Origin of the sequence: Planococcus sp. CP5-4_YE (assembly GCF_019042655.1) — a bacterium.
Classification (GTDB): Bacteria; Bacillota; Bacilli; order Bacillales_A; family Planococcaceae; genus Planococcus.
Genome location: NZ_JAHPZO010000020.1, coordinates 18,232 through 44,139, shown reverse-complemented (window position 1 = coordinate 44,139; position 25,908 = coordinate 18,232). Strand labels below are relative to the sequence as shown.

At 48.2% G+C, this 25,908-nt stretch carries 26 protein-coding genes and 1 rRNA gene; 18 read left to right on the top strand and 9 right to left on the bottom strand.

Features of this window, described 5'->3' with window-relative positions; genetic code table 11:
• The 8 genes from KTG14_RS16175 to dnaA all read right to left on the bottom strand — a co-directional run.
• Window positions 1-204, bottom strand: a 16S ribosomal RNA gene (locus KTG14_RS16175); the annotation flags it as partial.
• Window positions 205-506: 302 nt separating this feature from the next.
• Window positions 507-3,080 (bottom strand): DNA gyrase subunit A, encoded by a 2,574-nt coding sequence (gene gyrA / locus KTG14_RS16170; protein ID WP_216971851.1) that lies wholly within the window; start codon window positions 3,078-3,080, stop codon window positions 507-509.
• A gap of 30 nt (window positions 3,081-3,110) precedes the next feature.
• A complete protein-coding gene (gene gyrB, locus KTG14_RS16165; protein WP_216971850.1) occupies window positions 3,111-5,039 on the bottom strand; it encodes a DNA topoisomerase (ATP-hydrolyzing) subunit B in 1,929 nt (642 codons plus the stop codon).
• A gap of 47 nt (window positions 5,040-5,086) precedes the next feature.
• Window positions 5,087-5,296, bottom strand: coding sequence for a hypothetical protein (locus tag KTG14_RS16160; protein ID WP_068459503.1), 210 nt, complete (start codon window positions 5,294-5,296; stop codon window positions 5,087-5,089).
• 6 nt (window positions 5,297-5,302) lie between these two features.
• Complete coding sequence (gene recF / locus KTG14_RS16155; protein WP_216971849.1) at window positions 5,303-6,415, bottom strand: DNA replication/repair protein RecF; 1,113 nt, start codon at window positions 6,413-6,415, stop codon at window positions 5,303-5,305.
• Window positions 6,405-6,644, bottom strand: a complete 240-nt coding sequence (gene yaaA, locus KTG14_RS16150) for a S4 domain-containing protein YaaA (RefSeq protein WP_058382265.1) — start codon at window positions 6,642-6,644, stop codon at window positions 6,405-6,407. Before yaaA ends, recF begins: the two co-directional genes overlap by 11 nt.
• A 107-nt stretch (window positions 6,645-6,751) precedes the next feature.
• Window positions 6,752-7,888: a DNA polymerase III subunit beta gene (dnaN, locus tag KTG14_RS16145; protein WP_216971848.1), complete on the bottom strand. Its 1,137-nt coding sequence runs from the start codon at window positions 7,886-7,888 to the stop codon at window positions 6,752-6,754.
• Window positions 7,889-8,060: 172 nt separating this feature from the next.
• On the bottom strand, window positions 8,061-9,404 hold the full coding sequence (gene dnaA / locus KTG14_RS16140; RefSeq protein WP_216971847.1) for a chromosomal replication initiator protein DnaA: 1,344 nt from the start codon (window positions 9,402-9,404) through the stop codon (window positions 8,061-8,063).
• A 490-nt stretch (window positions 9,405-9,894) separates the two neighbouring features.
• On the opposite strand from dnaA, the gene rpmH reads away from it, so the two are divergent.
• The 15 genes from rpmH to KTG14_RS16065 all read left to right on the top strand — a co-directional run bounded on the left by rpmH (window position 9,895) and on the right by KTG14_RS16065 (window position 23,064).
• Window positions 9,895-10,032 (top strand): 50S ribosomal protein L34, encoded by a 138-nt coding sequence (rpmH, locus tag KTG14_RS16135; protein WP_033544046.1) that lies wholly within the window; start codon window positions 9,895-9,897, stop codon window positions 10,030-10,032.
• A 90-nt stretch (window positions 10,033-10,122) separates the two neighbouring features.
• Window positions 10,123-10,467 (top strand): ribonuclease P protein component, encoded by a 345-nt coding sequence (gene rnpA / locus KTG14_RS16130; RefSeq protein WP_211655710.1) that lies wholly within the window; start codon window positions 10,123-10,125, stop codon window positions 10,465-10,467.
• 61 nt (window positions 10,468-10,528) lie between these two features.
• The gene (gene yidC / locus KTG14_RS16125) at window positions 10,529-11,308 is read left to right on the top strand and encodes a membrane protein insertase YidC (RefSeq protein ID WP_216971846.1); all 780 of its coding nucleotides are present in this window, start codon (window positions 10,529-10,531) and stop codon (window positions 11,306-11,308) included.
• Complete coding sequence (gene jag, locus KTG14_RS16120) at window positions 11,305-12,108, top strand: RNA-binding cell elongation regulator Jag/EloR (protein WP_216971845.1); 804 nt, start codon at window positions 11,305-11,307, stop codon at window positions 12,106-12,108. Before yidC ends, jag begins: the two co-directional genes overlap by 4 nt.
• A gap of 319 nt (window positions 12,109-12,427) precedes the next feature.
• Window positions 12,428-13,813, top strand: coding sequence for a tRNA uridine-5-carboxymethylaminomethyl(34) synthesis GTPase MnmE (gene mnmE, locus KTG14_RS16115; protein WP_216971854.1), 1,386 nt, complete (start codon window positions 12,428-12,430; stop codon window positions 13,811-13,813).
• Window positions 13,814-13,836: 23 nt separating this feature from the next.
• Window positions 13,837-15,720 carry a tRNA uridine-5-carboxymethylaminomethyl(34) synthesis enzyme MnmG gene (gene mnmG / locus KTG14_RS16110; RefSeq protein ID WP_216971844.1) on the top strand — a complete coding sequence of 628 codons (1,884 nt, stop codon included), beginning with the start codon at window positions 13,837-13,839 and terminating at the stop codon, window positions 15,718-15,720.
• 152 nt (window positions 15,721-15,872) lie between these two features.
• On the top strand, window positions 15,873-16,586 hold the full coding sequence (gene rsmG, locus KTG14_RS16105; RefSeq protein ID WP_216971843.1) for a 16S rRNA (guanine(527)-N(7))-methyltransferase RsmG: 714 nt from the start codon (window positions 15,873-15,875) through the stop codon (window positions 16,584-16,586).
• An 84-nt stretch (window positions 16,587-16,670) separates the two neighbouring features.
• Entirely contained in the window at window positions 16,671-17,534 is an 864-nt protein-coding gene (gene noc, locus KTG14_RS16100; RefSeq protein ID WP_216971842.1) for a nucleoid occlusion protein, read from the top strand.
• A 154-nt stretch (window positions 17,535-17,688) separates the two neighbouring features.
• On the top strand, window positions 17,689-18,450 hold the full coding sequence (locus KTG14_RS16095; RefSeq protein ID WP_068459477.1) for a ParA family protein: 762 nt from the start codon (window positions 17,689-17,691) through the stop codon (window positions 18,448-18,450).
• Window positions 18,443-19,276 (top strand): ParB/RepB/Spo0J family partition protein, encoded by an 834-nt coding sequence (locus KTG14_RS16090; protein ID WP_211655704.1) that lies wholly within the window; start codon window positions 18,443-18,445, stop codon window positions 19,274-19,276. The genes KTG14_RS16095 and KTG14_RS16090 overlap by 8 nt, the downstream gene beginning before the upstream one ends.
• 242 nt (window positions 19,277-19,518) lie before the next feature.
• Window positions 19,519-20,232 carry a DUF554 domain-containing protein gene (locus KTG14_RS16085; protein ID WP_216971841.1) on the top strand — a complete coding sequence of 238 codons (714 nt, stop codon included), beginning with the start codon at window positions 19,519-19,521 and terminating at the stop codon, window positions 20,230-20,232.
• A 63-nt stretch (window positions 20,233-20,295) separates the two neighbouring features.
• Window positions 20,296-21,156 carry a mechanosensitive ion channel family protein gene (locus KTG14_RS16080; RefSeq protein WP_216971853.1) on the top strand — a complete coding sequence of 287 codons (861 nt, stop codon included), beginning with the start codon at window positions 20,296-20,298 and terminating at the stop codon, window positions 21,154-21,156.
• A gap of 21 nt (window positions 21,157-21,177) precedes the next feature.
• Complete coding sequence (locus tag KTG14_RS16075; protein ID WP_254178213.1) at window positions 21,178-21,372, top strand: DUF951 domain-containing protein; 195 nt, start codon at window positions 21,178-21,180, stop codon at window positions 21,370-21,372.
• 80 nt (window positions 21,373-21,452) lie between these two features.
• A complete protein-coding gene (gene ychF / locus KTG14_RS16070) occupies window positions 21,453-22,553 on the top strand; it encodes a redox-regulated ATPase YchF (RefSeq protein ID WP_216971840.1) in 1,101 nt (366 codons plus the stop codon).
• 127 nt (window positions 22,554-22,680) lie between these two features.
• Entirely contained in the window at window positions 22,681-23,064 is a 384-nt protein-coding gene (locus KTG14_RS16065) for a gamma-glutamylcyclotransferase family protein (RefSeq protein ID WP_216971839.1), read from the top strand.
• A gap of 68 nt (window positions 23,065-23,132) precedes the next feature.
• Here the strand turns inward: KTG14_RS16065 and KTG14_RS16060 are convergent, their stop codons facing one another.
• On the bottom strand, window positions 23,133-23,684 hold the full coding sequence (locus KTG14_RS16060; RefSeq protein WP_216971838.1) for a DUF3267 domain-containing protein: 552 nt from the start codon (window positions 23,682-23,684) through the stop codon (window positions 23,133-23,135).
• A 165-nt stretch (window positions 23,685-23,849) separates the two neighbouring features.
• Here KTG14_RS16060 and rpsF point away from each other — a divergent pair, with 165 nt between their 5' ends.
• Genes rpsF through rpsR form a run of 3 tightly spaced genes read left to right on the top strand, consistent with a single transcriptional unit; the run spans window position 23,850 to window position 24,974 of the window.
• Window positions 23,850-24,137 (top strand): 30S ribosomal protein S6, encoded by a 288-nt coding sequence (rpsF, locus tag KTG14_RS16055; RefSeq protein ID WP_068459466.1) that lies wholly within the window; start codon window positions 23,850-23,852, stop codon window positions 24,135-24,137.
• 53 nt (window positions 24,138-24,190) lie between these two features.
• The gene (gene ssb, locus KTG14_RS16050) at window positions 24,191-24,685 is read left to right on the top strand and encodes a single-stranded DNA-binding protein (RefSeq protein ID WP_058382281.1); all 495 of its coding nucleotides are present in this window, start codon (window positions 24,191-24,193) and stop codon (window positions 24,683-24,685) included.
• Between the two features lie 52 nt (window positions 24,686-24,737).
• Window positions 24,738-24,974: a 30S ribosomal protein S18 gene (gene rpsR / locus KTG14_RS16045; RefSeq protein ID WP_058382282.1), complete on the top strand. Its 237-nt coding sequence runs from the start codon at window positions 24,738-24,740 to the stop codon at window positions 24,972-24,974.
• Window positions 24,975-25,908 lie beyond the last annotated feature (934 nt).

Below are 25,908 nucleotides of genomic sequence, written 5' to 3'. Positions count from 1 at the left end.
GTACCGCCTCATGAGAGGCCGTAAACTATTCGGTATTAGCACCGGTTTCCCGGAGTTATCCCGATCTGCAGGGCAGGTTGCCCACGTGTTACTCACCCGTCCGCCGCTAAACCAAAGGAGCAAGCTCCAATGGTTCCGCTCGACTTGCATGTATTAGGCACGCCGCCAGCGTTCGTCCTGAGCCAGGATCAAACTCTCCATTATAGAGTAGTTGATTGCTCAATACTGCTGGCGTATCGCCGTCTCGAAAGACGCACGATTCGCTTGATCTGCATACGCTGATCAGTAAGTTGTGTCGCGATCGCTCGCGACTGTATTATTGACGTTTTGCTGTTCAGTTTTCAAGGTTCATGTTGTGCGCCTTGTTTTGGCGACTTGATAAATATATCACGCTCTTCTACCTACGTCAACACTTTTACGAAAAAACTTTTCCTTTCTACAAATCTCTTTCTATTAAGAAACAAAAAGAGCCTGTCGGTTCACCGACAGGCTCTTTAAATAGTCTTCTATTCTTCTAGATTTTCTTCAACCTTTTCAGATGTTTCATCATCTGTGATGGCATCGTCGTCTGTGTAAACATCTGCCTCTGCGCTTTCTTCAACAAGCACTTCGACACCGTCTTCATCGACTTCTGCTGCTTCATCGTCATCCAAATCTTTCTTCACCTTGGTAACGGTCGCCACGACCTCTTCATCGCCAAGACGAATCAATCGAACTCCTTGCGTGTTTCTGCCAGTCGTCGAAATATCTTCTACGTCCATCCGTATTAACACGCCGTGTTGTGTAATCAACATGATGTCTTCTGTTCCATTAACGGCACGTACAGCTACTAGAGGACCGTTCTTTTCAGTGATATGACAAGTCTTGATTCCCATACCGCCTCTGGATTGAACACGGTACTCGGATTCTTTTGTTCGCTTGCCGTAACCATTTTCTGTGATTACCAGAATCTTATCATCTGTCTCTAAGGTTTCCATGCCGACGACTTGATCGCCTTCGCGTAGACGGATACCCCTCACACCGCTTGCTGCGCGTCCCATGCTACGAATATCCGTCTCAGGGAATCGGATCAATGCACCATCACGGGTTCCGATCACAATTTCTTTGTTGCCGTCAGTCATCTTGACTGAGATCAATTCGTCGTCTTCGCGCAAATTGATGGCAATTAAGCCATTTTGCCGGATGTTGGCATAGTTGCTCACTGGTGTGCGCTTGCTTAGACCACCACGTGTTGTAAAGAAGAAGAAATCATCTTCTTTGAATTCTTCGACACGAATCACTGCTGTGACTTTTTCGTTCTTGCCAATTTCCAACAAGTTGACGAGCGGCAAGCCTTTCGCAGTCCGGCCGTACTCAGGAACCTGATAGCCTTTCTTGCGGTAAACTTTCCCTTCGCTTGTGAAGAACAGGATTGTGTCATGTGTTGATGTATATAGAAGATGTTCAACAAAATCATCGTCGTTGGTACCCATTCCTTGCACGCCTCGTCCGCCGCGCTTCTGGCTACGGTACGTATTGGCAGGCAAACGTTTGATGTAGCCATTGTGCGTGAGCGTCAATACGGAAGCTTCACGGGGGATGAGGTCTTCATCTTCGATCATCTCAGAACCACCGACCGTGATTTCCGTTCTACGGGGATCATTGAAACGCTCTTTGATTTCAAGGATTTCTTCACGGATAATCTCAAGGATTTTCGATTCGTCCGCAAGAATGGCACGTAACTCGTTGATGAGTGCGATGAGCCCTTGGTATTCCTCTTCAATCTTATCGCGTTCGAGACCGGTCAAACGCTGGAGGCGCATGTCTAGGATGGCCTGGGATTGGCGTTCGGATAAATTGAAATCATTCATCAAACCGTTGCGTGCTTCTTCAGTCGTTTGCGATCCACGGATCAAAGCGATGATGGCATCGATATGATCTAGCGCGATGCGTAAGCCTTCCAGGATATGCGCGCGGTCTTCCGCTTTTTGCAGATCGAATTCTGTCCGGCGACGGATGATGACTTTCTGATGCTCAAGGTAATGATACAGAACGTCTTTCAAGCCAAGAACTTTCGGCTGGCCATCGACGAGCGCGAGCATATTAATGCCGAAGCTTGTCTGCATCGCCGTCTGTTTGTACAAATTGTTCAATAGAACATTGGCACTTGCATCTCTGCGCACTTCGATGACGACGCGCATGCCGTTGCGGTCAGACTCATCGCGCAAGTCGGTGATCCCGTCGATTTTTTTGTCGCGCACCAGTTCTGCGATTTTCTCGATCAGGCGTGCTTTATTGACTTGATAAGGAAGTTCATGGATGAGGATTACTTCCTTGCCGTTCGGTTTTGTTTCGATTTCAACGACCGCACGGATCAACACCGAACCTTTACCGGTTTCGTAGGCGCGGCGAATGCCGCTCCGTCCGAGGATGATGCCTCCGGTCGGGAAATCAGGGCCTGGAAGGAAATCGAGCAATTCTTCAGTCGTGATGGCCGGGTTTTCGGCTAACGCCAGAACTGCATCGATCGTCTCGCCTAGATTATGAGGCGGGATATTGGTAGCCATCCCGACCGCGATTCCGGAAGTTCCGTTGACAAGCAAGTTCGGGAATCTACTTGGGAGGACAATCGGTTCTTTTTCCTGACCGTCATAGTTTTCCTTATAATCAACTGTATTTTTATTTAAATCACGCAAAAGTTCCATGGAAATTTTTGACATTTTAGATTCTGTATAGCGCATCGCTGCTGCTGCGTCACCATCGACAGAACCGAAGTTCCCGTGGCCGTCGACAAGCATATAGCGATAGCTGAAATCCTGAGCCATCCGTACCATTGTTTCATAAACCGCGCTATCACCGTGGGGGTGGTATTTACCGATTACGTCACCGACGATACGTGCTGACTTTTTATAGCCTTTATCCGCTGTGATTCCGAGGTCATGCATGGCATATAAAATACGCCGATGCACCGGCTTCAAGCCGTCCCGGACATCCGGCAAAGCACGTGAAACGATGACACTCATCGCATAGTCAAGGAATGATGTCCGCATCTCCGTGCTGATATTTATTTCTTCTACTCCGCTGCCTGGCCGTTCCGCCATATCCGCAGCCTCCTCTCAACTCTTGTTGCGTTATACATCCAAGTTCTTCACATAACTGGCGTTTTCTTCAATGAAATTGCGGCGCGGTTCGACGTCGTCTCCCATCAACATATGGAAAGTCTCATCCGCTGTCATCGCGTCTTCGAGCGTGACTTGCAGCAATGTCCGGAAATCAGGATCCATCGTGGTATCCCATAATTGAGTAGCATTCATCTCGCCGAGTCCTTTATAGCGCTGGACATGCGGCTTAGGTGATCCCGGAAGTTTTGCTAATGCTTCTTTCAGCTGGGCATCCGAATAAACATAATCGACATGCTTGCCTTGTTTGATTTGGAACAATGGTGGCTGTGCGATGTAAATATAGCCCGCTTCGATCAATGGGCGCATATAGCGGAATAGGAACGTCAACAGCAAAGTTCGGATATGGGCGCCGTCGACATCAGCATCGGTCATGATGACGACTTTATGGTAACGCGCTTTATCAAGGTTAAACTCTTCACCGATGCCGGTTCCGAGTGCAGTAATGATGTTACGAATCTCCGCATTTACAAGAATTTTATCCAAACGCGCCTTTTCTACGTTAAGGATTTTCCCGCGCAATGGCAGAATCGCTTGGAAGTGGCGATCTCGGCCGGATTTCGCGGATCCGCCCGCTGAATCTCCCTCTACGATGTAGATTTCGCTGATTTTCGGGTCGCGCGAAGAACAGTCTGCGAGTTTACCTGGCAAACTTGAGACTTCAAGAACCGATTTGCGACGCGTGAATTCGCGTGCTTTTTTGGCAGCCATCCGTGCATGGGAAGCCATGATGCCCTTTTCGATGATTTTCTTGGCCGTTGATGGATTTTCCAGCAAGAAGCGTTCAAATCCATTAGAGAATAGATTATTGACGATAGTCGATACTTCAGTATTGCCGAGCTTTGTCTTGGTCTGGCCTTCGAATTGAGGGTCCGGATGCTTAACGGAAATGATAGCCGTCAATCCTTCTCTTACGTCTTCACCAGTCAAGTTCGCTTCAGCGTCTTTTAACAAGCCATTCTTACGGCCATAATCGTTAATAACGCGTGTCAACGCCGTTTTAAAGCCGGATTCGTGCGTTCCGCCTTCATGGGTGCTGATATTATTCGCGAATGAAAAGATATTTGCCGCAAATCCGCCGTTGTATTGCATTGCGACTTCGACGTTGATGCCGTCGCGCTCCGACTCCACAAAAATCGCTTCTTCGTGAAGAGGATCTTTCGACTTATTCAAATGCTCGACGTAGGATTTAATACCGCCTTCATAGTGGTATTTCTTTTCCTGCTCCAAACCTTCGCGTTCATCAGCGACCACGATTTTTAAGCCGCGGTTCAAATAAGCGAGCTCGCGGAGGCGGTGGTCCAGGATATCGAATTCGTAAACTGTGGTTTCTTTAAAGATATCTCCGTCCGCTTTAAAGCGGATCGTTGTCCCGGTTTTGTCGGCCTCGCCGATGACGCCGAGTTCTTTTTTGACTGCGCCGCGCTCAAATTGAATGAAATGGCGCTTGCCGTCCCGGTGTACATAAACTTCCGTCGTTTCGGACAAAGCGTTGACGACAGATGCGCCTACACCGTGAAGGCCGCCGGATACTTTATAGCCGCCGCCGCCGAATTTACCGCCAGCGTGAAGAACTGTCATGATGACTTCGACCGCTGGACGGCCCATTTTTTCCTGCATGTCCACTGGAATTCCGCGGCCGTTATCTTCCACGCGAATCCAATTGTCTTTTTCGATTGTGACGCGGATTTCATCGCAATAGCCGGCAAGGGCTTCATCGATGCTATTATCCACGATTTCCCACACTAAATGGTGCAACCCTCTTGATCCCGTTGAACCGATATACATGCCCGGCCGTTTCCGGACCGCTTCTAAGCCTTCCAATACTTGAATCTGATTGGCGCCATAAGATTGCTCAAGATTCGTATCTTCCATAGCCATTCCGTTCACCTGCTCTTTCTTGACAACTCATTATTTCCATTGACCGGTTATAACCTGTTTTGCTGAATTTTATTCAAAAGCGCCTGAGGCCGATAAGGCGACCCGTAGACGAAATCATCGGTAACGACATAGGATTTCACCGCTTCAGGCGGGACTAATAGCCGCGTAAAAGCGGAGTGGGCATAATGTTCATAATGGACGATCGCCAGGATTTCCGTTACGGCAATCAATTGGGCGGCGCCTATCTGGACATACATGCGTCTTCACTCCTTGACCGTTCCTTTTGTTACTTCGAAAAGGCGTGCGTTTTGAATGGTGTCGTGCTGGATGCCTTCAACGCTGGTGGTTGTGACAAAAGTTTGCACAGACCCGCGGATTGTATTGAGTAAATGCGACTGGCGGTAATCGTCCAGTTCAGAAAGCACATCATCAAGCAAGAGAACCGGTGCTTCGCCGACTTCCTGCTTGATCAACTCGATTTCCGCCAGTTTCAAAGACAGCGCAGTGGTGCGCTGTTGACCCTGGGAGCCATAAGTCTGGACATCGTAACCATTGACGATGAATTGCAAATCATCGCGATGCGGGCCAACGAGGGTTACGCCACGGTCGAGTTCCCGCTTTTTCACGTCCTGAAGCTTTTGCTCTAAAAAGGACGCCATTTCAGCAGGCGTCCATTCGGGCTTCAACCCACTAATCGGCTGATAGCGGATTTCCAGTTTTTCCAGCCCACGGGAAATACCGTGATGAATCGGCTCTGCCCATTTTTGCAGCAATTCCATGAACTGGAATCTTTTTTGTATAATTCTTACAGCAGCTTCAATAAATTGCTCTGTGTAAACCTCGAACATAACGTCATTGATGGCTTGTTTGCCGTAATGTTGCTTCAATATATGGTTGCGCTGTTTCAACAGCTTCTGGTAATTAACAAGATCATGGAGATAGACCGGAGAAATCTGGCCGATTTCCATATCAATGAAGCGGCGCCTGACTTGAGGGCTGCCTTTGACTAAATGCAAGTCTTCAGGAGCGAACATGACGACGTTCAATTGGCCGATATAATCGCTCAGCCGCCTCTGCTCCAGGTGGTTCACTTTCGCTTTCTTGCCTTTTTTGGAAAAGCTGATTTCAAGCGGCAGTTTGCCATATTTCCGGAGCACATCAGCTTTAATTTTACCATATTCCGCGTCCCAGCGTATCAATTCTTTGTCATTACTCGTCCGGTGGGATTTGGCCATCGATAAAACATAAAGCGATTCCATGATATTGGTTTTGCCTTGCGCGTTCTCGCCGATGAAGACGTTGATCTCCGACGAGAAGTCGAGTTTAAGCGTTTCATAGTTGCGGTAATTGACTAACTCGAGGTTGTCAATCCGCATCGAAGCTCATGCCTTCGGCGACAACGATGCGGAATTCCCCCGTCCCCGGTATGTTCACAGTATCTTCTGGACGTAATTTACGCCCTCTGCGGTCTTCCGCTTCTCCATTTACGAATACTTCGTGTTCACTCAAAAACCATTTGGCCATTCCGCCTGAACTGATTGTATCTGTCATTTTCAGCAGTTGCCCAAGTGTAATAAATTCTGTCTCAATACCGATTTCCTTCAAAATGCACTCATCCTTCGATTCGTAGTCTATCCCTTTATTTTACCCTATTTGCCCCCATAAGTAAAAAGGATAGCCTTTATGGGCTATCCTGAGGGTTTTAGTGCTAATTAATATGTCCGGACAGGAAGGATCAACTGCAAAATTGAGTCGTCCAAGGCCGATTTTAAGATGAATGGGCGCATCGCTCCAGTGAACTGGATGACGACATCTTGCCCGTCGATCGCTTTCAAGGCATCCATCATGAACTTCGCGCTGAAAGAAATCTTCAGCTCTTCGCCGTCCACGCTTTGTGCTTGCAATTGCTCTTCCACTTTCCCGACTTCTGGGGAATTCGAGGAGACTTCTACTTCGCTGCCTTCGTTTGTAGAGAAACGCACGACGTTGTTGCGTTCTTCACGCGCTAGAAGTGATGCACGGTCGATTGCCTGAAGCAATGAACGGCCGTTAACTGTCACAGTCGTTTTGTATTCAGACGGAATCAGGCGCGACGTATCTGGATAGTTGCCTTCCAATAGACGAGAGAAGAACAAGATGTGCTTCGATTTGAACAACACTTGTTGATTGGTCATGACGATTTCAACCGGATCGGATGTGTCATCAAGGATTTTGTTCAATTCATTCAAGCTTTTTCCTGGAATGACGACACTGTACTCCCCTTCTGGCAAAGTTTCGAGTTTCGTTTTGCGGCGTGCTAGGCGGTGGCTGTCCGTTGCGACACAGACCAGCTCTCCATCTTTAACTTCCCAATGGACGCCAGTGAGTACCGGACGTGTTTCAGAACTCGACACGGCAAATACCGTTTCTCTATTGATGGTTTTCAACAGATCGGCTGGGATCGTGAACAGGCGGTCATCTTGGATATCTGGCAATTGTGGATAATCCATTGCGTCAAGCCCAATCAAGTGGAATTCGGATTTTCCTGAACGGATATGCGTCTGGAAATTGCCGTTGATTTCGATTTCGACTTCATTAGTCGGCAATTTGCGGACGATTTCTCCGAATACTTTTGCCTGAAGGACGATGCTTCCGCCTTCAGTGACGTCGATCAGTTGCTTTCCATCCTCTTCTGCAGGAATGAAGGTCTGGATCGTGATATCTGAGTCGCTTCCTGTCAATCTCATTCCTTCTGTAGAAACATCCATCTTGATCCCAGTCAAAATCGGAATCGTTGTTTTTGAACTGACTGCTTTCATTACATCGTTTAAACCTTCAACTAATCGCTCACGTTTTATCTCGAATTTCATTCTCGAACCTCGCTTATATATATATATTTTAGTTATTAGTACTTAAAGACAGTAATAGTAGTAGGGGCTGTGAATATGTGGATAAGCCCTAAATAAGCAATCAAAGCAGTTTATCCACATGTAGACAAACTGTGCATAAACTGCTTAAGAAAATCGGCGGTTATCCACAGACTTATTTCCCGAGTGCGGATCGAATTTCTTTAATATCCTGCTGAAGCTGCTGGTTCTCTTTCAGCATCGTGTTGATTTTTTCGTGTGCATGGATGACCGTCGTGTGATCGCGACCGCCGAATTCCTCGCCGATTTTTGGCAATGAAAAATCTGTCATTTCGCGCGATAAGTACATCGCGATTTGACGTGGATACGCAATATCCTTCGTGCGGCGCTTTGTTTTGAAATCATCCAATTTAACGTTGAACTGTTCGCCGACTGCGTTTTGTATATCCAAGATGGTGATCACTTTCGGCTTGGAGTTCGGCATGATGTCTTTCAAGGCTTCTGCTGCAAGCTCTGCGCTCATGTCCCTGTTAATCAGGGAGGAATAAGCGACGACGCGGATCAAGGCGCCTTCGAGCTCGCGGATGTTGGAATCGATTGAATTGGCGATATAGGTCATGACATCGTTCGGAATGTCCAGGCCGTCCGCTTTGGCTTTTTTGCGCAAAATGGCAATCCGTGTTTCCAGGTCAGGCGGCGTGATATCGGTGATCAATCCCCACTCAAAGCGCGACCTCAAGCGATCTTCGAGTGTCGGAATCTCTTTTGGCGGCCGGTCACTGGAGATGATGATCTGCTTGGATTCTTCGTGCAGCGTGTTGAATGTATGGAAGAATTCTTCCTGTGTCTGCTCTTTTCCGGCTAAAAATTGAATATCGTCAATGAGCAAAATATCGACATTGCGGTATTTATTGCGGAAATCAACGGTTTGGTTGTCACGGATCGAGTTGATGAACTCGTTAGTGAATTTTTCCGACGACAAATAAACTACTTTGGCGTCAGGGTTGTGTTCAATGACATAATGTCCGATTGCATGCATAAGGTGGGTCTTGCCAAGTCCTACGCCTCCATAGATGAAAAGCGGGTTATAAGCTTTTGCCGGTGCTTCGGCGACAGCCAGCGATGCAGCATGTGCAAAGCGGTTGCCGGAACCGATGACGAATGTGTCAAAGGTGTATTTCGGGTTGAGCATGCCCGGCAAAAACTCTTGTTGCTCCGTCTGCCCCGGTTTGACACGGGGAGCGGGAAGCTGGAAATCATCCATATCCTGATCTTTTGGCACCACAAATTTAATAAGCGCTTCGTCCCCTGTCAGATCTGTCAAAATGCCGGTAATCAAGTGCACATAATGGTTTTCAAGCCAGTCGCGCGCAAATGAATTTGGGGCTGAAATGGTGACAGTATCTTCTTTATAGGACAAGAGCTTGGTAGATTTGAGCCAAGTTTCAAAACTGGGCTTGGAGATTCTTTTCTCGACTTGGGCTAAGACACTCGACCAAATTTCGTCTAAGTGTTCCAATAGCGTATCTCCTTTATAGGTAAATATTTTTTACAGTATACCATACACAAAACCACAGCCTGTGGATAAGATCTATAAACAGGCTTGGGGAAAACTATCCACACCTTACCCACAATATGTGGATAACTATTTCGGGATAGAAATTGTTAACAAGTGAAAACAAAACAATGTTATCAAAAAACGATAGACATTACAAGCATTTCTTTCACTTATCCACATGGCGCGCTTTGTGCACATTTTTGATATCCACAGGCAGTTCCTATGTGAAAAACCTGTCGATAAGGCATGTGGATAAATCATTTTCGCGAAAAATGAGATCACAGGAAGTTCACCGAAGATCCTCTCCGTCTGTGTATAACTTTCCTTTGCGGATTGCCTGGCGGATCTCTTGCATTTAAAAGAAATGATTGACATAGACAAGCTAGCGCCCTTATAATAGTCGAGACTGTCTTTAGAAAATAGTTAACTTTTATATAGGAGGTGTAAGGTCATGACATTGCGCACATACCAACCAAATAAACGCAAACACAGCAAAGTGCACGGCTTCAGAGCACGCATGAGCACAAAGAACGGACGTCGCGTTATCGCTGCCCGTCGCCGTAAAGGAAGAAAAGTACTATCAGCTTAAAGTCCACTGACCGCATCAGTGGTCTTTTTTTTTCTTTTTCGCCGGATTTAAGCGAAAATGCATCAAAATAAGCAAGTAGCAGGTGAAAAAATGAATAAGCAGCAGCGGATCAAGAAGAATACGGAGTTTCAGCGCGTTTTCAAAAAAGGAAAATCATTTGCGAATCGGCAATTCATTGTGTATTTGCTGAAAGGCGAGCAACAGGAGGAATTTCGCCTGGGCCTTTCCGTCAGCAAAAAAGTCGGCAATGCGGTCGCTAGAAACCGCGTCAAGCGCTATATCCGCCAAGCCTTCTTGGAATTGAAGGATGATCTCCTGCCGAACGCGGATTACATTATCATCGCCCGACCACAGGCGGCCAATTTAGATTTTCATGAAAGCAAGAAAAGTCTGGAACATGTGCTGAAGATTGCACGCGCTTTGCCGAAGAAGTAGATGCCGGATCGATCCGGATGTTATTATAGGAAGTAATTGAATAGAGTTTGGAGGAAGCAAAGTGAAGAAGAGAACAGGATTGCTCTTCGCCTTGGTGGCTGTTGCCCTCTTATTGTCGGGCTGTATGGAGTTTGATCAGCCGATCAGCGACCAAAGCGAAGGATTTTGGAATGAGTTTGTCGTTTGGCCGTTAGTATCGATCATCGTATTCTTTAAGGATTTCCTAGGTACTTATGGATTCGGGATCATTGCAGTAACGATTCTCATCCGTTTAGCCTTATTGCCATTGATGATCAAGCAGACGAAAAGTTCGAAACGCATGCAGGAAATTCAGCCTGAACTGGCTAAGTTAAAAGAGAAATATAAATCGAAAGACGCCGTCACCCAGCAGAAATATCAGCAGGAAATGATGGCGATGTTCCAGGAAAAAGGCGTCAATCCAATGGCCGGCTGTTTGCCGGTTGTCATTCAGATGCCGATTCTGATCGGTTTCTATCATGCGATCAGCCGTATGAATGCAACGCCTGAAATCGATCTTGGCACATTTTTGATCTTCCCGCTGGCAGAACCGAGCATTATCCTGGCCGTTACAGCTGGTGTCATGCAATTGATCGTTCTGCGTACGGGCCCTGCGATGGACAACCCGCAAATGAAGGCAATGATGTATTTCATGCCGGTCATGATTGCCGGGTTCGGGATTATCTTGCCGTCCGCATTGACACTTTACTGGGTAATCGGGAACATCATCTCGCTTATCCAAAACATGTTCATTTACCGTCCATGGGAAAAGAAAGAAGTGAAACAGCCTGTTAAAACGAAAACAGGAGGGGCTAAAAAGTGAAGCATCTTACACAAATGGGGAAAACGGTCGAAGAAGCGATTGAAAACGCGCTGGAAAAACTGAACAAATCACGGGACGAAGTGACGATCCGCGTCATCGAAGAAGGAAAAAAGGGGTTTTTCGGATTCGGTGCTAAAGATGCGGAAGTTGAAGTCACAGTGATGGAATCGGGACAGCCAGAAACTGAAAAGGCGCCGCAGCAGATGGAAAAAACGCCGGAACAAGCGGATAGCGCCAAACCTTCTGAAGAAGAGATTGCGGCAGAGATGCCATCAGCTCCAGTAGAAGAGGGAGAAGAACCGGATTTCGGCGGATCGGCTGCACAATCTGCAGCGAAACCTTCGAATGATAAAGCGATCGAAGAAACGAAAACCTATTTAAAAGACGTTGCAAAAGGCATGAAGATCGATGATTTGACCGTTGCGCATGAAAAACAAGGCAAAACGGTGCGTTTTAAACTGGAAAGCGAAAAAGTGGCAATGCTCATCGGCAAAAGAGGGCAGACCTTGAATTCACTCCAGCAATTGGCGCAATTGGTGGCGAATCGCCACGCTGAACAATTCATGATCGTCGAGTTGGATGCAGAGAATTACCGGGAGCGCCGCCAGGAAACCTTAGAACAATTGGCGGACCGGATGGCAGACAAAGCGATCCGTACCGGAAACCGTGTCCAATTCGAACCGATGCCGTCCTATGAGCGGAAAGTGATTCATCAAGCGCTGTCGCGGCGATTTGATATCGATACTTATTCGGAAGGCAAAGATCCGAACCGCTATTTGGTCATTGAACCGCATAAATAATTGAAGAAAATGCCCGCTGGCGTCATTCACGTGACGCCAGCGGGCATTTTTTATGGAATGAAACACAAAAGCGGCTGTTTTACAGATGTATATTTATGCATATCATATTTGCGCAGTGAACCTGAAAAAAATACCAAAAACGAGCGCTGCATCTTTCGATTTTATGCATTTTGTGTTATTGTTGTACGTTGTACAGCCACGCGTATTTTGCCAGTTGTCCACATGTGGACAACTGTTTTAACCCATAAAAGCATGCTGTGGGCAACGTCAATTTGTTCGCCCTCGGTATTTTATTGCAAGAGGAGGAAACAGCATCATGATGGAATTCGATACGATCGCCGCGATTTCCACGCCAAGCGGTGAAGGGGCTATCGCCATCGTCCGTTTGAGCGGGCCGGAAGCGGTAGCCATCGCAAACCGGTTGTTCCGTGCGCCGGGCAGTAAAGCACTCGCTGACCAGGCGAGCCATACCATCCATTACGGCCATATCGAAGATCCCGCAACGAAAGAAATAGCGGAAGAAGTAATGGTCGCATTGATGAGAGCACCGAAAACATTTACCCGTGAAGATGTCGTGGAGATTAATTGCCACGGCGGCATCGTATCGGTCAATCGTGTATTGTCACTCGCTTTAAGAGCCGGTGCACGACTTGCAGAGCCAGGCGAATTCACCAAGCGCGCATTCCTAAATGGGCGCATCGATTTGTCCCAAGCAGAGGCTGTGATGGACTTGATCCGCGCGAAAACGGACCGTGCCATGGACGTAGCGCTGACGCAAATGGAAGGGCGTTTGTCCCGCCTCATCAGTTCGCTGCGCCAGGCGCTATTGGAATCGATCGCACAGATGGAAGTGAACATCGATTATCCCGAGTATGATGATGTGGAAGAAATGACACGCCCGATGATGCTCGAAAAAGCGCAATGGGTGCAATCGGAAATCGCTAAATTGCTCCAAACTTCCCAGCAAGGCAAGATTTTGAGGGAGGGCTTATCGACCGTCATCATCGGCCGCCCGAATGTCGGGAAATCGTCGCTATTGAATAGCTTGGTCCAGGAAAACAAAGCCATTGTCACAGAAATCGCTGGAACGACGCGCGACATCATCGAAGAATATGTCAATGTCCGCGGCGTGCCGCTGCGTCTCGTTGATACGGCAGGCATCCGGGAAACAGAGGACATTGTTGAGCGAATCGGTGTCGAACGCTCGCGCAAAGTACTGAAGGAAGCCGATTTGATTCTCTACGTATTGAATTACGCAGAGAAATTGACCGAAGAAGACCTCTTATTATTCGAAGCGGTCCGCGACATGAATTACATCGTCGTCATCAACAAGACCGACTTGCCGCAACAGATCGACTTGGATCAAGTAAAGGAACTGACCAGCGATACACGTCTCGTGACGACTTCTTTAATTGAAGAAGAAGGCATCGACCAGCTCGAGGAAGCGATCGCCGAATTGTTCTTTGAAGGGGAAATCGAGGCAGGGGACATGACCTATGTCTCCAACGTGCGCCATATTTCACTCTTGCACCAAGCGCATCAAACGATTTCGGATGCGATTTCAGCCGCCGAAATGGACGTGCCGGTCGATATGATCCAAATCGATGTGACCCGTACATGGGAAATTCTCGGGGAGATCATCGGCGATACAGCAGATGACGGCTTATTGAACCAATTATTCTCGCAATTTTGCCTAGGAAAATAAATTTTTGAAGGGACTGAACGAACATGCCACAATACGAAGCAGGCACGTTCGATGTCATCGTTGTAGGCGCAGGCCATGCCGGAGCGGAAGCGGCACTCGCTTCTGCACGCATGGGCGCTAAAACGCTTGTGTTGACGATGAATCTCGATATGATTGCCTTTATGCCCTGCAACCCGTCAATCGGCGGGCCGGCAAAAGGCATCGTGGTACGTGAAATAGATGCAATGGGCGGGGCAATGGGCCGTGTCATCGATAAAACGCATATTCAAATGAGAATGCTCAACACCGCCAAAGGGCCGGCTGTCCGCGCATTGCGTGCTCAAGCCGATAAAGTACTTTACCAGCAAGAAATGAAGCGCTTGATGGAAGAGCAGGAAAACTTGAGCTTGCACCAAGGCATCGCAGAAGAGTTGATCGTTGAAGATGGGGAAGTCAAAGGCCTCATTACACAAGTAGGCGGCATTTACCGCGCGGAAACGGTGGTCATTACGACTGGAACCTTCCTGCGCGGAGAAATCATCATCGGCGATTTGCGCTACTCAAGCGGGCCGAACCACCAGCAGCCGTCCATTAAATTGGCGGAAAATCTGGAGCAGCTCGGCTTTGAGACGGTGCGTTTCAAGACCGGTACACCACCGCGCATTAACAGCAACAGCATCGACTACTCGAAAACGGAAATCCAGCCGGGAGACGATGTGCCGCGCGCGTTCAGCTTTGAAACGACGGAATTCATCATGGATCAAATGCCGTGCTGGCTGACGTATACGACGAGCGAAACGCATCAAATCATTGATGAGAACTTGCATTTGTCGCCGATGTATTCGGGTATGGCAAAAGGTACAGGACCGCGGTATTGCCCATCGATCGAAGACAAAATCGTCCGTTTCAGCGACAAGCCGCGCCACCAGATCTTCCTGGAGCCGGAAGGAAGATCAACGCGCGAGGTTTACGTACAAGGCCTTTCCACGAGTTTGCCGGAACACGTTCAGCGCAAGCTGCTCGAATCGATTCCAGGGCTTGAGAAGGCCGATATGATGCGTTCAGGTTATGCCATCGAATACGATGCCATCGTGCCGACGCAATTATGGCCGACGCTTGAATCCAAACAACTCACCAACCTTTATACAGCAGGACAAATCAACGGCACGTCCGGCTATGAAGAAGCAGCAGGGCAAGGGCTGATGGCGGGCATTAACGCCGCGGCGAAAGTGCTCGGCAAAGAAGAAGTCATCCTCAGCCGTTCGGATGCCTATATCGGCGTCTTGATCGACGATTTGGTCACGAAAGGCACGAGCGAACCTTACCGCTTGCTGACATCCCGTGCGGAATATCGCTTATTGCTGCGCCACGATAACGCAGATTTGCGTTTGACGGAACTCGGCTATCAGCTCGGAATGATCACAGAAGAGCGTTATGCACGCTTTCTTGAGAAAAAAGACCATATTGAAGACGAAATCAAGCGCCTGCGCGGCATCATCATCAAGCCGAACGAACAAACGCAAGAAGCGATTCGCAATGCAGGCGGCAGCGAGCTGAAAGATGGCATCCGCGCAGCCGACCTGTTGAAGCGCCCGGAAATGAATTACGACATGATCGCGTCCTTGACTGAATCCGACATCGCGCTGAGCGACGAAGTGAAAGAGCAAGTCGAGATCCATGTGAAATACGAAGGCTATATTGAAAAATCTCTTCAGCAAGTCGACAAGCTGAAGAAAATGGAAAACAAAAAGATTCCCGAAAACATCGATTACGATGCCATTTCAGGACTTGCGACGGAAGCGCGCGGCAAACTGAAAGAAGTGCAGCCGTTATCGATTGCGCAAGCGACACGCATTTCCGGTGTGAACCCTGCTGACATTTCGATTTTATTGGTGTATATTGAACAAGGAAGAATCGCAAAAGTCTAGTTGGGATTTGAGCTCATTGGGCGGCATCGCCGCCAGCATATAACAGAACTCGAAATGGGCTGGTATCCGCCAGCCCATTTGCTTTTACATAAAGAAAACGCTAATCCCGCTCCCGCAGATCTGCGGTGAGACAGGTGAGAGGGGGGCATACAGTGAACGAACAGCAATTTGCGCAAGCATTGAAACAACAAGGCATCGAACTTTCGGAGCGCCAGTTGGAACAATTTCGCATCTATTACAAGGAACTCGTCGAATGGAACGAGAAAATGAATTTGACGGCCATCACGGAGCAGGAAGATGTCTATTTAAAACATTTCTATGATTCCATCAGTGCCGCCTTTTACATGGATTTCACCAAGCCGCTGTCATTATGTGACGTCGGGGCAGGGGCTGGCTTCCCGAGCATCCCGCTAAAAATCTGCTTCCCGCATATCGAAGTGACGATTGTCGATTCATTGAACAAACGGATCCAATTCTTGAATCATTTGAGTGAAGCCCTAGGGTTGGACAAAGTTTCTTTCATCCACTCGCGCGCAGAAGATTTCGGCCAGTCACAGCGCCGGGAGAGCTACGATATCGTAACCGCCCGAGCTGTAGCAAGACTGTCTGTCCTTGCTGAACTTTGTGTGCCGCTCGTCAAACAAGGAGGGGCTTTTGCCGCAATGAAAGCTGCATCCGCGCCCGATGAACTGAAAGATGCGGATAAGGCACTCAAAGTGCTTGGAGTGAAGCAAGAATCCGTGTATTCATTCCTCTTGCCAGTGGAAGAAAGCGAACGGCATATCCAAGTTTTCCGGAAATTCAAAGCAACGCCGAAGAAATATCCGAGAAAAGCGGGTATGCCGAACAAATCGCCGATCAGCTAATGTTTCACGTGGAACATATGGGATTGTAAATACGTCTTTGAACTGAAACAACAAGAGCAAGTTTTAATAAGGTGGTGCCTGAGCATGAAAAGTCCCTTTGCCCGTCTTTTTGGAGGCGGAGATAAAGCAAACGATGCAGCAACAGCAGAAGCTTCAAGCCACTCTTCGGAAGAAGTGGTGAAAATACCGCTGGCTAAGATCCATGCCAACCAATTCCAGCCGCGGACCGTTTTTGACGAGGAAAAAATCGAAGAGTTGGCAAGGACGATCCACGTCCACGGCGTCATTCAGCCGATCGTCGTCAGAGATTCGCAGCAGGAAGGATTTTATGAAATCATTGCAGGAGAACGGCGCTTCCGCGCGATGACATCTCTCGGTTGGGAGGAAGTTCCGGCGATTTTCCGTCAAATGAGCGATAAAGAAACGGCGTCGATCGCGTTGATCGAGAACCTCCAGCGTGAAGAATTGACGGCGATTGAAGAGGCGCATGCCTATTCCAATCTGCTGCAAATCCAGGAGATCACCCAAGAGGCTTTGGCTCAGCGGCTCGGCAAAAGCCAATCAGCTGTCGCCAATAAACTGCGGCTGTTAAAACTGCCGGAAGCCGTCCAGCAAGCGCTTCTTACACGGAGCATCACTGAACGCCATGCCCGTGCTTTGCTGCCGGTAAAAGACCTTGAACTCCAGCAACAGTTGCTTGAACAGCTATTGGAGGAAGGGCTTAACGTTAAAGAGCTGGAAGAACGCATCAGAAACTTGACGGAAGAAGTTCCGAAAAAGCCGAAGAAACGTCGAAAAGCTGTCAGCCGGGATATGCGCATTGCGATGAATACCATCAAAGAGTCGTTGTCGATGGTCAAAAAAAGCGGCATCAAGCTGGATACACAAGAGGAAGAACACGAGGATTATTACCAAATTACCGTGAAAATTCCGAAAAAACGCCCATAATCGCTCTTTCCGTTGAGGAAAGGGCTTTTTTTGGCGGATTTATCTCTATGAAACAGGAAATTTGATACAATATAGAAATGGAAGCTGTCGCGGATAGCTATAAAAGTGTTTCCGCAGTAAAATAAAGACAGTATCGAAGAAAGTTGGTGCACGTGTGGGTAGAACGATTGCCATCGCCAATCAAAAGGGCGGTGTAGGAAAAACAACTTCATCAGTTAATTTAAGCGCATGTCTTGCATACTTAGGCAAGAAAGTGCTGTTAATAGATATCGATCCACAAGGCAATGCGACGAGCGGCGTCGGCGTCAATAAAGGCGATGTCGATCAATGCATCTATGAAATTCTTATTGACGATGTGGATGTTAAAGACACGATCATGGAGACGAAAGTCGAAAATCTTCATGTGGTACCGGCGACGATTTCACTAGCGGGTGCTGAAATTGAATTGGTTTCCACCATCTCCCGCGAAGCACGGCTGAAAAATGCCTTAGCAGAAGTGAAGGACTTATACGATTACATCATCATCGACTGTCCGCCATCACTTGGCCTGTTGACCTTGAATTCTTTAACCGCTTCAGACGGAATTATTATTCCAGTACAATGTGAATATTATGCTCTAGAAGGTTTAAGCCAATTATTGAGTACCGTTCGCTTGGTCCAAAAACACTTGAACCACGATCTAATGATCGATGGGGTGTTGTTGACGATGTACGATGCACGGACCAATCTCGGCATGCAAGTGATCGAAGAAGTGAAGAAATATTTCCAGGATAAAGTTTACGACACCGTGGTTCCACGCAATGTCCGCTTAAGCGAGGCCCCGAGTCATGGAGAGCCAATCATCATCTATGATCCGAAGTCCAGAGGCGCAGAAGTTTATCTAGAATTGGCGAAGGAAGTGATTCGTAATGGCTAAAGGATTGGGAAAAGGCATCAACGCGTTGTTTCCAGGAGAAACAGTCAACGAAACGGATAAAGTGATGCAGATCAAATTGACCGATATTAAAGAAAACCCGCATCAGCCGCGCAAAGTGTTCGATCAGCAAGCACTTGAAGAACTTGCCGAATCGATTCGCGAGCACGGCATCCTGCAGCCGGTCGTGGTGCGGAAAAAAGGCGCGAAATTCGAACTGGTCGTCGGCGAACGTCGATTCCGCGCGGCGAAGCTGTGCAAATTGAAGGAAGTTCCCGCTATCGTCAAAGATTTCAATGAACAGCAGATGATGGAACTGGCAATCCTTGAAAACTTGCAGCGCGAGGATTTGACGCCGATCGAAGAAGCAGAAGCCTACCAGAAGCTGATGGAAACATTGAATTTGACCCAAGAGCAATTGGCGTTCCGGCTTGGCAAAAGCCGCCCGCATATTACCAACCATATCCGCCTATTAACTTTGCCAAAAGACGTGCGCGAGCTCATTTCGGACAAAAAGCTGTCGATGGGGCACGGGCGTACCTTGCTCGGATTGCGCAGCAAAAAGGATATTTCCGAGACGGCGCAAAAAGCGGTCAAAGAAGGATTGAATGTCCGTCAGCTGGAGAACCTGGTGCAGCGTTTGAATGACAATGTTCCACGTGAAACACCGGAAAAGAAAAAAGATATCTTTATAGAAGAAAAACAATCTGAGCTGCGTGACCGTTTCGGCACGAATGTCCAGATCAAAAAACAGAAGAACAAAGGCAAGATTGAAATCGAGTTTTTCTCAGAAGATGATTTGGAACGGATCTTGGATTTGCTGAAGTAAACCGTTAACCGCACAGAGTGTATTTTGTGTTCGGGGCAAATATTCAAATGAACCGTTACATCGGTATGAAAACGGCCTATTTTCCGGAGACGGGAAATAGGCGTTTCTTTGAAGCGGGAGAAAGTCGTGGCTTAGGATAAGGACTTGGCAACAGGACAGATGGCTTCTGGAACTTGATGAAAAGAGGGAGAAGAGCCGGGCGCGCTGTATAATCCGCAACATGGAGAGGAAGGGGCTCGAATATGGTTCTTTGGGGAACATTGGTCAACGCGCTATTAATTGTCATAGGAACACTGATCGGGCGGGCATTGCGCAATATTCCCGATAGGATGAAAGAAACGGTTATGTATGTCATTGGGCTGGTAGTCGTTGTGTTGGGCTTACAGATGGGCTTTGAGAGCCAGAATTTCGTCATCGTCATCATCAGCCTGGTGCTCGGTGCGGTCATTGGCGAGTGGGCGAGGCTCGAAGACAAATTGAATGCATTCGGCCGTTGGATTGAACGGATACTCGGTACAAAAGAAAGCCAGGGAAGCCTGGCACAAGGGTTCGTCACAGCGACGCTGATTTTTGTCATCGGCGCGATGGGCATTATTGGCGCATTGGAGAGCGGCCTCAGCAATGAACACGGCGTTCTCGTATCAAAAGGCATCATTGACGGTTTTACGTCGATCATCCTTGCTTCGACGCTCGGCATCGGGGTGATGCTGTCGGCGATTCCGGTATTTGTCTACCAGGGCTTGATCGCTTTGTTCGCGACGCAGATCAGCTTGCTTATCCCGGAAGCGGCACTGGACTTGTTCATCACCGAGATGACGGCGACCGGCGGGGTCATGATCGCAGCGATCGGTCTTAATTTGATGGGCATCACGAAAATCCGTGTAGCGAACTTATTACCGGGGATCATTGTAGTTGCGTTTCTTGTCACGGCCGTGTTTAAATTCAATCTGATGTAAGTAATTAAAGAAGGTGTAGACGTGTTTTTTGAAAGAAGCGTTGTTGAGAGATTTGTGAATCAGATGACAGCGAAGCTGCTGAATGAGGAAATGTGGCTAGATATTTCCGGAACAGCGCTGCGCGTCATTTTAATTGCTGTCGGTGCCTATATATTGACACGCGTCATGCGGATCATCATCCGCAAATCGTTTTCGGTCCGCTTGAGAGGGCCGATCAAAACGAATGGCCGTCGTCATCAGACTTTGTCGAAACTGTTGGAAAACATTGTTACATACGTCATTGGATTCATGGCGATGGTTGCCATACTGGCGGCATTCTCGGTCAACATCAGCGGGATTATCGCCGGTGCCGGGGTCGTCGGCCTAGCTGTTGGTTTTGGTGCCCAGAACTTGGTGCGCGACGTGATTACCGGCTTCTTTATTATTTTTGAAGACCAATTTTCAGTCGGCGATTATGTCCGCATCAACCAAGCCGAAGGAACGGTCCAGGAAATCGGCTTGCGGACGACGAAAGTGCAGGCGTGGACCGGTGAGCTATTTATCTTCCCGAATGGAATGGTCACGGAAGTCGTCAATTTCTCGCTTCATAATTCAATCGCGGTTGTGGATTTAAGCGTTTCGCATGATTCCGACCTGGCAAAAGTGGAACGGCTGATTTTGGAATTTTTGGAAACGGTACAACCCACTTACGAAGAAGTCATCAGCCCGGCCGAATTGCTCGGCGTGCAGAACATGACAGCGACGGAAGTGGTCATGCGCTTGACGGCGGAAACTTTGCCGATGCAGCATTTTGCGGTATCCCGCAGAATGCGCCGTGACTTGAAAGAGTTTCTCGATCAGCGCGGCGTCGAATTGCCGTATCCTCGCATGGTGGTCATGCACCGCGAGCCCGGTGATGCAGCCGCAATGAATGCGAATAAATGATGGGGGGACGCAGCCGTGGAAATGAAGGAATTTGGGCTACATGATATTGTCGAAATGAAAAAAGGGCATCCATGCGGGGCGAATGCCTGGAAAATTATCCGCATGGGCGCAGACATCCGCATCAAATGCGAAGGCTGTCAGCACAGCGTCATGCTGCCGCGAGCCGAGTTCAATAAAAAAATGAAAAAAGTATTGGTGAAGGCCGAGGCGGAATGAGGAATGGACATTTCCGCCTCCTCTTTCTATAATGGAATGGTTGCAAAATTTGTGAGCGAAAAAGAAAGGTCGTGAATCCTTTGGCATTAACTGCAGGGATTGTAGGATTACCAAACGTAGGGAAATCCACATTATTCAACGCTATTACGAAAGCGGGCGCCGAAGCGGCGAACTACCCGTTCTGTACGATAGATCCAAACGTCGGCATCGTCGAAGTGCCGGATGAGCGCCTCGATAAACTGACGGAATTGGTCGAACCGAAAAAGACCATTCCGACGGCGTTCGAGTTTACGGACATTGCCGGCATCGTCAAAGGCGCCAGCAAAGGGGAAGGGCTCGGGAATAAATTTCTCGCCCATATCCGCGAAGTGGATGCCATTACGCAAGTCGTCCGTTGCTTTGCTGATGACAACATCACGCACGTTTCTGGCGGGGTGGATCCGGTTTCCGATATCGAAGTCATCAATTTAGAATTGGTTTTGGCCGATATGGAAAGCATCGAAAAACGCATTAGCCGCAACGCCAAGCTATTGAAGCAAAAAGACAAAGACGCTGTTGCAGAAGAGCCGGTATTGGCGAAACTTCGCGAAGCTTTCGAGAACGGCGAATTGGCCCGTTCGATCGACTTCACAGAAGATGAACTAAAAATCGCCAAAGGCTTGAATTTGTTGACGCTCAAGCCGATGCTCTATGTAGCGAACGTATCGGAAGATGAAATCGCTGATGCAGCGAGCAACGAATACGTCCAGCAAGTCCGCGGTTACGCAGCTGGCCACGATTCCGACGTCATCGTTGTCTGTGCGAAGATCGAAGAAGAAATGGCAGAGCTTGACGACGAGGAAAAAGAAATGTTCCTCGAAGAGCTCGGCATCGAAGAGTCAGGGCTTGATCAATTGGTCAAAGCCGCCTATAACTTGCTCGGACTTGCTACTTACTTCACTGCCGGCGTGCAGGAAGTGCGTGCATGGACGTTCAAAAAAGGCATGAAAGCCCCGCAATGTGCGGGCATCATCCACTCCGACTTCGAACGCGGCTTTATCCGCGCAGAAACCGTCGCTTACGAAGAATTGGTGGAAGCCGGTTCGATGGCAGCGGCAAAAGAAGCCGGTAAAGTGCGCCAAGAAGGCAAGGAGTACATCGTTAAAGACGGCGATGTCATGCTCTTCAGATTCAATGTATAAGGCTTATGCCGAATAGTTTATTGTCAGTAATCGCCACGGAAACAAATTAACAACGAATTGGCGGCTGGCAAAGAATACCGAACCGGGTGCTTTTTGAGCGCCCGGTTTTTTATGAGGAGGGAAACGAATGTATTTATTCGCGTATGGAACTTTGAAAAGAGGCGGCAAATACCATTTTTATTTGGAAGAAGCGGAATTGGTGGAAGAGCATGTGACGATTTCGGGAAGCTTGTATGATACGGGGCTTGGTTATCCGGCACTTGAATTGGCAGGGGACGATGTCATTCAGGGAGAGCTTTATGAGATCCCAGACGTATTATGGCCGGCGATTAACGACTTGGAAGATTACTCGGGGAACGAAAAAACAGACATGTACGACCGCCTGACGATTGAGGTCAAAACCGAGCGCGGACCAAAACAAGCGATTGTCTATACGGCAAAAGCAGAGCGCTTGCTGAAGGAATATATCCCAGAAGGTGTATGGGATGTGGAGCGGTCGTTTGCGAGATAAGAATTAAAAAGAAGGCACAGCAGGAGATCTGCTGTGCCTTCTTTTATTATTTACGCGGATCCTGCCATTCATTCATCTAGCGACGGGTAGCTGGAATAGACGTGGAGGCGGGGGAGTTTCGGGTCATCCAGTATCCATGCATCATTGGGCTCCTTGCGCAATTCACGGTACATGAGGAAGTCGCCGAACGCACCAGCCGTCAGCATGGCGCCGAGCAGGACGAGCACTTGGTCGCCGACCCAGAAGCCGATGACGGTCGGCAACACAGCGGTCATCCAAAAAGGCAGCAGCAAAACAGCCCGCATCGCCCGGTTTTTCACAGGCCGGTCGCTTGTCGCATAAGCGATGCCCAATTTTAAATTGAGGCCGTATTGAAGCGACGAAACCGGTACTTTACCGAAGGCGACAAAGCCGATCAAATGGAATAATTCATGCAGCACGATCAACAGCGCGTAGCCGCCGAAAAAATACAGGATGCCGAACAGCGAAAAGCCGAAAGAGAGCGGCTCGCGGAACAGCTGATAGGCAAGCGCGAAGCCGACAACGAGCACGACATTGAACCACAATGCTTTTGGTGCGATTTCTTCTATGTTCAAATTGATCACTTTGTGCGGTTCCATTGTCAACACATCCCGAATTTTGATGCTTCCAGTATAGCCTAAATTACAGCTTGCCGGAAGTTTGTGCGTATGCTACAATATGTTGATGTGAGTAATATTTATGATTGCTTGCTCCTTGCCCGCTGGAATCAGCAGGGCCCAAGTCCATAAGGAGGTGACAATACGATGAGAGAATATGAAGTAATGTACATTGTACGCCCGAACATTGAAGAGGACGCTAAGAAAGCGCTAGTTGAGCGTTTCAGCGAAATCCTAACTTCAAACGGTGCGGAAATCATCGAGTCGAAAGAGTGGGGTAAACGCCGTCTGGCTTATGAAATCAATGATTTCAAAGAAGGTTTCTACCAGATCGTTAAAGCTAATGCTGAGACAGAAGCTATCAACGAGTTTACACGTCTTGCGAACTTCAATGAAGACATTATCCGCCACATGGCTGTACGCCTAGACGTATAAGCAGTAAGCGGAATACAGATAATACACGACTTGAAAAAGGAGGTTGAATTCTGATGATCAACCGGGTTGTATTGGTCGGAAGACTGACAAAAGATCCTGATCTTCGTTACACGCCAAGCGGAGCGGCGGTGGCTCGTTTTACACTTGCTGTAAACCGGACATTCTCCAATGCGCAAGGTGAACGCGAAGCAGATTTTATCAATTGTACCGTTTGGCGCAAGCAGGCTGAAAACACAGCGAATTTCCTTAAAAAAGGAAGTCTCGCCGGTGTCGAAGGCCGCATTCAGACTGGCAGCTACGAGGGTCAAGATGGCAAGCGCGTTTATACGACGGAAGTGGTGGCAGACAGCGTTCAATTCCTTGAACCGAAAAGCGCCAACTCCGGATCTGGGGATCGTTCAAACGATCGCTCGTATGGACAGCAGCCGTCTTATCAACAGAACCAACCGTCTAGTCCAAGTCAGCAAAACAACACTCGTGTAGATGACGATCCGTTTTCAAGCGGAAGCGGGAAGATCGAAGTTTCGGACGACGATCTGCCGTTCTAAACCAGGCGCCCATCAGCGAATAGAAATCTGAAGATGAGGGAGGTAATTCGATATGGCACCACGTCGCGGAGGCAAGAAGCGTAAAAAGGTTTGTTATTTCACTTCAAACAACATTACACGCATCGACTACAAAGACACTGATTTGCTTAAGAAATTCATTTCTGAGCGAGGCAAAATTTTGCCACGTCGTGTTACGGGCACAAGCGCTAAATGGCAACGTCGTTTGACGATTGCAGTTAAACGCGCTCGTATCATGGCACTTCTACCGTTCGTAGCGGAAGAAAAATAAGTTTGTTCAAAGAGGCCGGGAAACCGGCCTCTTTTTTATATGCTTCGGGAAATTGATGAGAGGGAAGCTAATTGAATGAGTAGAATAGCTTGCGCTAGTAGACTGCGTTGCAGGGGCAAGCTTTCCGGAGGGCTCGCATTGAGCCGCTTCGTCGCTGCGCTCCTGCAGGGTCTCAATTGTCTCGCTGATCCTCCCGGAGTCGGCCCCTTCCACTCCGTCTCCAGTTTAAAAGGGGAAGAACACTTTTTCTGTTCTCTCGATACAAAATGTGGAAATGCTTCATGTTTTGTAGTTCAAGTCACTTTTACTATGGAAAGGCTAATTGGTTCAGCTTTTCGATTTAAGCACCAATGTGCCAGATGCTACATCCGAGGAAGCGATTCCCCCACTAGCCGGCAACTTGTATAGAAGTAGATCAGATTAAACACATTCCGATCAATGAAATCTTCAAGCCGCCGAGCGCCAGGGGTGAGCCGATGCCGTAAGACAGGTGCTCTTCCTGGCTTATGGCAAGAGGCCAACCCAAAGCAGGGCGGCGAATAACAAGATGAAATATCAATAGCAGGCTGAAGCACTTCAACACCTAAACTCTCACTATCTGCTCCAAATTTATCCCGGGAAGCGATTCCCCTACTAGCCGGCAACTGGGTAAAGAAGCAGATTTACTTAAACGCACCTGAATCAATGAAATCTTCAAGCCGCCCAGCGCCAAGGGTGAGCCGATGCCGTAAGACAGGTGCTCTTCCTGGCTTATGGCGAGAGGCCAACCCAAAGCCGGGCGGCGAATTGCAAGATGAGGCTTAAACAGAATTCTGCAACAGTTCGACAAGCAAACTCACGCTATCTTCTTATATATTCTTCCAAGAATCGATTCCCACGTTTTAATTCCCATCTACTATTTCCAACCGCCGCCAAATCAGCGATAATGATTTTC